Source organism: Streptomyces calidiresistens, from assembly GCF_014141525.1.
GTDB lineage: Bacteria > Actinomycetota > Actinomycetes > Streptomycetales > Streptomycetaceae > Streptomyces > Streptomyces calidiresistens.
In genome coordinates, this window is sequence record NZ_VKHS01001269.1 from 1 (window position 1) to 1,024 (window position 1,024).

Annotated in this window: 1 protein-coding gene; it reads left to right on the top strand. The window is 78.7% G+C overall.

Going from position 1 to position 1,024, the window contains the following annotated elements; translation table 11 throughout:
* Window positions 1–84: 84 nt before the first annotated feature.
* Complete coding sequence (locus tag FOE67_RS26805) at window positions 85–999, top strand: Rossmann-like and DUF2520 domain-containing protein (RefSeq protein ID WP_182667408.1); 915 nt, start codon at window positions 85–87, stop codon at window positions 997–999.
* Window positions 1,000–1,024 lie beyond the last annotated feature (25 nt).

The window sequence follows — 1,024 nt, forward strand, 5'->3', positions numbered from 1 at the left end:
TTCGTGGGCAGCGTAAGATGTGCATAAGAGACAGCCGTCGCCCCGTCCGGGGACGCACGGCGCGCCGGTGACCGGCCCGCCCGGCTGTCCGTCGGCGTGGTCGGCGCGGGCCGGGTCGGACCGGCGCTGGCCGCATCCCTCGCCCTGGCCGGGCACCGACCGGTCGCCTTCTCGGGCGTCTCCGAGGCGTCCCGGCGGCGCGCCGAGGCATTGTTGCCCGGGGTGCCGCGCACCGACCCCGCCGAGGTCCTGGCCCGGTCCGAGCTGGTGCTGCTGACCGTGCCCGACGACGTGCTCCCGGAACTGGTCTCCGGGCTGGCGCGCACCGGCGCGATCCGCCCCGGCCACCTGCTCGCGCACACCTCGGGACGCCACGGCACGGCGGTGCTCGACCCGGCCCGCGCCGCCGGCGCGCTGCCCCTGGCCCTGCACCCGGTGATGACCTTCACCGGGACCCCGGTGGACGTGCAGCGGCTCGCCGGCTGCTCCTTCGGGGTGACCGCGCCGCCGGAGCTGCGGCCGGCCGCCGAGGCGCTGGTGATCGAGATGGGCGGGGAGCCGGAGTGGATCGAGGAGTCCGCCCGCCCCCTCTACCACGCGGCGCTCGCCCTGGGCGCCAACCACCTGGTGACCCTGGTGGCCCAGGCCCTGGAACTGCTGCGGACCGCCGGCGTCGCGGCGCCCGACCGGATGCTCGGCCCGCTGCTGGGGGCGGCCCTGGACAACGCGCTGCGCTCGGGGGACGCCGCGCTGACCGGGCCGGTGGCGCGCGGTGACGCGGGCACGGTGGCGGCCCACGTCGCGGAGCTGGGCGCGCACGCCCCCGACGCGCTCCCCGGATACCTGGCGATGGCCCGCACCACCGCCGACCGGGCGCTGGCCCACGGTTCGCTGAAGCCGGAGGCCGCCGAACGGCTGCTCAGGGCGCTGGCCGACGGTGCCGCCGACGGCCCCGGAGCCGGCCCCGACACCCGCCGGGACCCGGGAGGCCGGTCGTGACCCCCGAGTTCCCCGGGCCCTCCCC